This is a genomic window from Acetivibrio sp., from assembly GCF_035371925.1.
Classification (GTDB): domain Bacteria; phylum Bacillota; class Clostridia; order Acetivibrionales; family Acetivibrionaceae; genus Hungateiclostridium.
Map to the genome: position 1 here is coordinate 1 of NZ_DAORXT010000120.1, position 7,425 is coordinate 7,425.

Consider the following 7,425-nt stretch of genomic DNA (forward strand, 5'->3'; position numbering starts at 1 on the left):
ATTTGAGTCACTTCTTTTTTATCATGTTTGGGCAATTAATTTTACAACTTACCTCCCAGCTTTGAAATTGAAATTGACGATGCGGGAAACGTTTTGAATTTAAAGCCGTTAAATAACGATGCAAAAACTCTTGCAAAAGGGCTAAAGATTGACAAAACAAACGTTTCCAATGCCATTGATATTATAATAGATGAGACTATGAAAAGCAATGCTATAAGCGAAACCGAAAAAGATTGTGTTTTGATTTCAAGTACATTAAATCTCAAAAAAGAAGAACGCACCGAAGAATATCGCAATGAAAAGGAAAAGCTTGATATTATCATAGATTCAGTGAAAGAAAATATACAAAAGACCGGCAAAGCCGATGTATATCTCGTTCAGGCCGATATCGACGATAGAGAAGCCGCACGAATTGAAGGAATTTCTACCGGAAGGTATGTGTTGTACAACAAGTACAAAGTTTTAGAAAACGATCTGTCCTTAGAAGAAGCTAAAGAGGTTGATGTTAATGAGTTGATAAAGATAATATCTGAAGATGAATCAAAAAAAGCAATTTCACAGGAAACATCCGTGCCAACACCAACAACGTCACTGATTCCTTCACCGGCATTTACATCGCCTTTACCGCCGACATCAGCACCTACGCCGTCTCCCACATTGAAGCCGACATCAACGCGTGCATCGGCGCAGCAAACGACACGGGCACCGGCAATAAAGCCTACTTCAACACCGGCACCTACAGTTGAGATTACTTCAACACCTACGCCTACTTCAACGCCGACGCCTGCTCCTAAAATAGCATATTCACAGTTTATGAGATTTGAATCGTTCAACTATCGCGGATATTATATTCGGGTTAAATCGTTTTCAGGCTACATCGAACCATATGTAGATCCTGTGGAAGATTCCATGTTCAAGATAGTTCCCGGCCTTGCAGACCCGAGCTGTATTTCCTTTGAGTCGAAGAATTATCCGGGATATTACTTAAAACATGAAAACTTCAAGATTATTCTAAAAAAATATGAAGATACCGATTTGTACAGAAAAGATGCAACCTTTAAAGTTGTACCGGGCTTGGCGGATGAAAATATGCTTTCTTTCCAGTCAATCAATTATCCTTTAAGATATATTAGGCATAGGGATTTTAATCTTTATTTGGAGAAAATTGAAAACGATCTCGGTAGAAAGGATGCCACATATATAGGAATAAAAGCCGATGAGTAGCAAGTATATTTTTATCACCCGTACAATATAATCTTATAAAAGAGATTATATTACGGGTGAACTATGAACCTCTATACACTCTCAATAATCGCACTTATTGCATTGGTATTGGTCATAAATATAAAAAAAGCAAGGGTTATTTACATTAAGTCCCTTATGCTTCCCGCGGTGTGTGTGATTTTTATTCTTATGCTCATTATTTTTTCCGACACCGCGGTAAAATCCGCCGGCAGCGGGCTTAGCCTATGGCTTAATGTTGTATTTCCTTCCCTCTTCCCCTTTTTTGCTGTATCAGAAATCCTTTACAGGACAGGGTTTATTAAGGCAATAGGAATACTTTTAGAACCCATAATGCGTCCTCTTTTCAATGTGCCCGGCTGCGGCTCCTTTGCCTTTGCCATGGGAATAACCAGCGGTTATCCTGTCGGTGCCAAAATCACGGCAAGCATGAGGGAAGAAAAGCTCCTTAGCAAAACAGAATCCGAAAGACTATTATCTTTCACCAACAACTCAGGTCCCCTTTTCATCATTGGAGCTGTTGCAGTCGGTATGTTCAGAATGCCTGAATTGGGACTTTTGCTTCTTGTATGTCACATACTGGCAAGCATCACAGTGGGAATTCTCTTTCGTTTCTATGGAAGAAACAGTCGGGAAGACAAAGCAAAAGACGGCAAAAATCTCTGGACGAGATTCAAAAAAGAACTGGCATATAACAGCAGACAAAAATTAAACCCCGGAACAATGCTCGGAGAAGCCATAAGAAACTCAATTAACGTAATGCTCTCCATCGGAGGATTTATTACTCTTTTCTCGGTTATTATAAATATCCTGATTGAAATTGGATTTATATCCTGTCTGTCGTCATTTATTTCACCGTTGCTATCTCCTTTTGGAATAAAAAGAGAAATAGTTTTGGCCGTATTGAGCGGTTTTTTTGAAATGACGACAGGAACAAGCATGGCAAGCAAAGCAGCAAACACAACGCTCCAGGGCCAGCTTGCAGCGGTGAGTCTGTTGCTCGGATGGGCAGGCCTTTCGGTGCACTTTCAGGTTTACAGCATTGTAAGCCGAACCGATATAAGCATAAAGCCTTATTTATTTGGTAAAATGCTTCAGGGAGTGTTTGCAGCAATTTATATTTCAATCGCAATGAAATTACCGTTTACGGCTTCTTTGACAGCCAAAAGCGTTCTTAATGTCATAACACCTTTTTCAGACTTTACATGGTATAATGCCTTGATATATTCGGCTCAGAATGTATTTGCATCATTTTGCATCCTTTTGATTCTCACAGCAATATCACTGACATTTCACTTTATAAGATATATATGCAAAACTGTTTTATGTCGCTCCATACTTTAAAACAGCCTGAAAATTTTGCTGTTATTTTAGTTCTTCCCTATTTTCCCTTATTACTTGCAAAGTTTCTTCCAAAATTTGCTCAACCTTGTTTAAGATACTGTCAGCATATTCCTTTGTTCCAAGTCTGATTTCTCTTGCATTTTTCTGCGCATTGGAAATAATCTCATTTGACTGCTCGTATGCTTTTTTTGTAATTTCATGTTCATCAATCAAGGATGCAATCTTGTTCTCCGCATCCTTTATTATATTATTGGCTTCCCTCTGTGCTTCAAGGAGAATTCTCTGCCTCTCCTCCTTTACCCATTTCGCCTGTTTTAGGTCATCGGGAAGTTTCAACCTGATTTCCTTGATAATCTCAAGTATTTCTTCCTTATCCACCAAACACTTTCCTGAAAACGGTACACTAACACTTTTTTCAACAAGATCCTCAAGTGTTTCCAGAATTGCAAGCATCTCCATATTTATCCCTCCTAAGGGTTTTTAGCAAGCCTATTTTCGAAACTTATCCATAATTCTATCCTTTATACAGTCCGGCACAAGTCCGTCAATGTTGCCTTTATTACGGGCAAGTTCCCTTACAGAGCTGGAACTTAGAAAAGAATAGTTGATATTGGTCATCATAAACAGCGTCTCAATGTCGGAGTCAAGATTTTTATTCAAAAGAGCCATTTGCAGCTCATATTCAAAATCCGAAACAGCCCTTAAACCCTTGATAATAACCTTCGAATTCTTTTTCTTCATAAAATCTATTAAAAGCCCTGAAAAGCTCTCAATTTCCACATTATTTATGTCTTTAACGGCGCATTTTAACAGTTCCACCCTTTCTTCCAAGGTGAAAACCGGATTCTTGCTGCTGTTTACAAGCACTCCAACCACAAGCTTGTCACACAATTTTGCTGCCCTTTGAATTATGTCCATATGACCGTTTGTTACCGGATCAAAACTTCCGGGATATACATATATATTCACTCTTCATACCTTCCTGCTTTAAAAATTAATTCTCTTTAGCCTCATACAGGTTTTAGCCTGTAAAAGGATATAACAGTATCGCCATACTTTTGCCGGCGGTACCTTTCAAGACCGCCCACCTCTTCAGGAACTTCGTCTTCTACGTCATGCTCTGCAACAATTATTCCTTCCTGCATAATTATATCATTTTCAGCTATGTTTTTTAAAGTTTTCTCAACAAGCCCTTTGCCGTATGGCGGATCAAGAAATATTATATCAAATTTTTTGTTGTTTTTCGAAAATTTATTCAATGCCACAAAAACGTCACCGGCTATAACTGTAGCTTTGCTTTCAAGCTTTGTATGGGCAAGGTTCTCCTTTATTGTATGGAAGCATTCGCTGCTTTTATCCACAAACACAGCAGAATCGGCACCTCTGCTTAGCGCCTCTATGCCCAGACTCCCCGTGCCCGCATATATGTCCAAAACATTTGCACCAGGTATCAAAGCAGCCAATATATTAAACACTGCTCCTTTTACCTTGTCCGATGTCGGCCTTGTAGTAAGTCCTTTTATTGTTTTAAGCTTGTGTCCCTTTGCTGTTCCCGCTATAACTCTTAAAATGACAAATTCCTCCACTTGACATTGAATATTCTCGCTAAATTCAATATTATCACTATAATGATATTTTATATTATCATATACAATTGTCAATCATAATTCGACTTTTAATTCAAACTTACGTCATTTAGCTTTCCCATAAATTTCTCGGCAATTTTTTCCTTCAGCTTAATATTTTCCTCCATGCATAAATTTCTATCTTTTTTTAAAATCTCCTGCGCAGCTTCCTGCGCTTTTTTTAAAATTTCCATATCCCTATACAGGTTTGCAATTTTAAGGTCGGGCAATCCATGCTGCCTTGTGCCGAAAAATTCCCCCGGTCCTCTTATCAAAAGGTCTTTTTCGGATATTACAAAGCCATCTGAAGTCTCTTGCATAACTTTCATTCTCTCTTTTGCGATTTGGCTTTTACTTTCATTATAAAGAATGCAGTAGGACTGGTGCAAGCCCCTTCCCACACGGCCCCTTAGCTGATGAAGCTGAGCAAGCCCAAACCTCTCGGCATTTTCCACAACCATAAGCGTTGCATTGGGAACATTTACTCCAACCTCTATAACTGTAGTGGATACAAGAATATCGATTTCTCCGTCTAAAAACTGCTGCATGACCTCTTCTTTTTCATTGGCGGGCATTTTCCCGTGGAGTAGACCCACTCTAAAGTCTTTGAAGTCCTCTTTTGCTATTTTTTCCGCCGTTTTTAGAGCGGATTTTGCTTCTATTTCATCCGATTCGTCCACCAGAGGACATACTATATAAGCCTGCCGGCCTTCAAGTATTTCTTTTTTTATAAAGCCGTTTATCCTCTCTCTCATACTGTTATCAACCGCATAGGTTTTTACAGTCTTTCTTCCTGGCGGAAGCTCGTCAATTATGGATATATCCAAATCACCATAAAGGATTAGGGCAAGAGTTCTGGGAATGGGAGTGGCCGTCATTACAAGGATGTCCGGATTTATTCCCTTGTTGGAAAGCATTGCCCTTTGCCTTACTCCAAAACGGTGCTGTTCATCGGTTACAACCAGTCCAAGCTTTGAAAAACGAACCTTCTCCTCAATAAGCGCATGGGTACCTATAACTATATCTATCTCACCGGACTCGATTTTCAAAAGAAGCTCACTCTTTTGCTTCTTTGTCAGGCTTCCCACCAGCAAAGCAGTAGTTATCCCATGCTTGTCCATAATTTTTTTTAACGATTCATAATGCTGCTTTGCCAAAATCTCAGTAGGAACCATCATCGCTCCCTGATATCCGCTCTTTACCGCTTTAACCAGTGCCAAAGCCGCAATAATTGTCTTTCCTGAGCCCACGTCCCCCTGAACAAGCCTGTTCATCACACGGCTGCTTTCCATATCCTTTTCTATCTCTTCCCATACTTTTTTCTGGGCATTGGTAAGTTTAAAGCCTATGCTGTCTATAAAATCCTCCATCACTTTTCTATTTGGCTCAAAGGCAATACCTTCTTTGCCGTCGAAAAGCACGGTCTTGATGCTAAGAAGCCCCAACTGCAGCAAAAAAAGCTCCTCAAACACCAGCCTGTACCTGGCGTTTTTAATATCCCCTTCATTTCGGGGAAAATGGATATTGGAAAAGGCATAATTTATATCACAAAGGCAGTATTTTTTTCTCACCCATACAGGCAATACATCCTCCATATTCCCCACAACGAGCTCTAAAGCATTCTTAATCACACTTCTAATTATGTTTTGTGTAAGATTTGCTGTTGCATGATAGACCGGCACAATTTTCATTGTATTTTTAAACTCTTCTTTATCGGCCTTCTCATAAACCGGATTCTGTACCTCCAAGGTTTTATAGCCCCGTACTATCTTTCCATAAAAGATATAGCTTTCACCAACATTCAATACCTTTTTAATATAGGGCTGATTGTACCATGTCCCTATTATAGTTCCCGTATCATCCTTTATATATGCCTGGTACAAAGTCAATCCGCGCCTAATATTTCTTTCCGTGACTTTCGACATAACAATGCCTTCAAAGGTGCAGCTCTCACCTTCCGTAAGCTCGCATATTTTTTTTATACTGCTCCTGTCCTCAAAGTCATAGGGAAAATGGGTAATCAAATCTTCAATATTAAAAATGCCGAGCCTATGAAAAAGTTTTGCCCTTGCTTCTCCAACGCCTTTAATATTCATTATGGATTCTTTCAGCATACCTTTTGTATCGCTGTTCATAATATGCCCATCCTTTGCAAATTGCATCTGATACAAATAATTTTAATATATATAAGGCTTTTTTGCCATATATGCAAAAAAAACTTGATAATAGTGCAAACTATATGTTAAAATAGGTATTGTTTTTAATGTGCAAAAAATATCGTGGATTAATTTCTCCAGATTCAAAGGAGGTGTAGTATAAATGGCAAAGTGTGATATATGCAGCAAAGATATGCTTTTTGGCTTGAAGGTCAGTCACTCCAACAGGAAAACCAATAGATCGTGGAAGCCAAATGTCAGGAAAATCAGAATTATTGATAACGGTACCCCAAAGACAGCAAATGTCTGCACAAGGTGTTTGCGTTCAAACAAGGTTACCAGAGCAATATAACAGCTTAAATAAAATATTAAAAATAGCGAAAAAAGTGTACCACATTCTTCTAAACTATGTGATACACTTTTTTATTCCTCCGCCCATTATTAAATAAGTCAACCCATTTTAAGAACCTTTCTTAAAATGTTTCCGAAAAACTTTGGCATTTTTACCACCAATATTTTCATATAAAAACACTCCTCCCCGGTAAAACGCTCCCCAATACATAGTATATTCATAATGCTGTTTTGTTGTGATTTTCGATTTATTCCACAAACTCAATCGGCATTTTCAGCTGGCTTCTTTTAATACTTTTCTTACAACTTTGAAAATCATAGTTGCTGCCAGTGCGCAAAAAAATGTCGGTATCAACGCAATATCCATAATTTTAGGGCCATAAGTATTAATGTAAGGCATATAAGCCCCAATCCATGATGCGGGAAGCGCAACAACACAAGCTCTCCAGATATCTTCAGGCATTTGCCTTGCAACAATATTATTTCCCAGCCATGCTGCAATCAAAGCAATTATAATTGTAATAATAAATCCACCCATCAACAACTCCTCCTAAGTAAGAAAATTAGATTCCATCATAATAGTATTTCCATATAAATGTTTTATTTGCTAAATTACCGAATAAAATATATTATCAAAATTTATTTATATAAACTGAATATTCTCGAAAAGTAACTGGAAAACCAGCTAAATGTTAATTATTGGGATA

The 7,425-nt window shown here is 38.3% G+C and carries 8 protein-coding genes; 3 read left to right on the forward strand and 5 right to left on the reverse strand.

The window, feature by feature from the left end:
• Positions 1-93: 93 nt before the first annotated feature.
• Positions 94-1,224 (forward strand): AbfB domain-containing protein, encoded by a 1,131-nt coding sequence (locus tag PLH43_RS12415; protein ID WP_324363587.1) that lies wholly within the window; start codon positions 94-96, stop codon positions 1,222-1,224.
• Between the two features lie 63 nt (positions 1,225-1,287).
• Positions 1,288-2,586, forward strand: a complete 1,299-nt coding sequence (ylbJ, locus tag PLH43_RS12420; protein WP_324363589.1) for a sporulation integral membrane protein YlbJ — start codon at positions 1,288-1,290, stop codon at positions 2,584-2,586.
• Between the two features lie 21 nt (positions 2,587-2,607).
• Here the strand turns inward: ylbJ and PLH43_RS12425 are convergent, their stop codons facing one another.
• From PLH43_RS12425 to recG, 4 genes are all read right to left on the reverse strand, one after another.
• Positions 2,608-3,045 (reverse strand): ATPase, encoded by a 438-nt coding sequence (locus tag PLH43_RS12425; RefSeq protein WP_324363591.1) that lies wholly within the window; start codon positions 3,043-3,045, stop codon positions 2,608-2,610.
• Positions 3,046-3,075: 30 nt separating this feature from the next.
• A complete protein-coding gene (gene coaD / locus PLH43_RS12430; RefSeq protein ID WP_324363593.1) occupies positions 3,076-3,555 on the reverse strand; it encodes a pantetheine-phosphate adenylyltransferase in 480 nt (159 codons plus the stop codon).
• A gap of 41 nt (positions 3,556-3,596) precedes the next feature.
• On the reverse strand, positions 3,597-4,172 hold the full coding sequence (gene rsmD, locus PLH43_RS12435) for a 16S rRNA (guanine(966)-N(2))-methyltransferase RsmD (protein WP_324363595.1): 576 nt from the start codon (positions 4,170-4,172) through the stop codon (positions 3,597-3,599).
• A gap of 89 nt (positions 4,173-4,261) precedes the next feature.
• Positions 4,262-6,346 (reverse strand): ATP-dependent DNA helicase RecG, encoded by a 2,085-nt coding sequence (gene recG / locus PLH43_RS12440; RefSeq protein ID WP_324363597.1) that lies wholly within the window; start codon positions 6,344-6,346, stop codon positions 4,262-4,264.
• Positions 6,347-6,530: 184 nt separating this feature from the next.
• Between recG and rpmB the strand changes: the two genes are divergently transcribed.
• Positions 6,531-6,719: a 50S ribosomal protein L28 gene (gene rpmB, locus PLH43_RS12445; RefSeq protein ID WP_324363599.1), complete on the forward strand. Its 189-nt coding sequence runs from the start codon at positions 6,531-6,533 to the stop codon at positions 6,717-6,719.
• Between the two features lie 273 nt (positions 6,720-6,992).
• Here the strand turns inward: rpmB and PLH43_RS12450 are convergent, their stop codons facing one another.
• Positions 6,993-7,256, reverse strand: a complete 264-nt coding sequence (locus PLH43_RS12450; protein WP_324363601.1) for a transglycosylase — start codon at positions 7,254-7,256, stop codon at positions 6,993-6,995.
• Positions 7,257-7,425 lie beyond the last annotated feature (169 nt).

Excerpts from the sequence above, each read along its gene's own strand:
- PLH43_RS12450 (WP_324363601.1), bottom strand. The coding sequence starts at position 7,256 with ATGGGTGGATTTATTATTACAATTATAATTGCTTTGATTGCAGCATGG.
- PLH43_RS12425 (WP_324363591.1), bottom strand. The coding sequence starts at position 3,045 with ATGGAGATGCTTGCAATTCTGGAAACACTTGAGGATCTTGTTGAAAAA.
- rpmB (WP_324363599.1), top strand. The coding sequence starts at position 6,531 with ATGGCAAAGTGTGATATATGCAGCAAAGATATGCTTTTTGGCTTGAAG.
- ylbJ (WP_324363589.1), top strand. The coding sequence starts at position 1,288 with ATGAACCTCTATACACTCTCAATAATCGCACTTATTGCATTGGTATTG.
- recG (WP_324363597.1), bottom strand. The coding sequence starts at position 6,346 with ATGAACAGCGATACAAAAGGTATGCTGAAAGAATCCATAATGAATATT.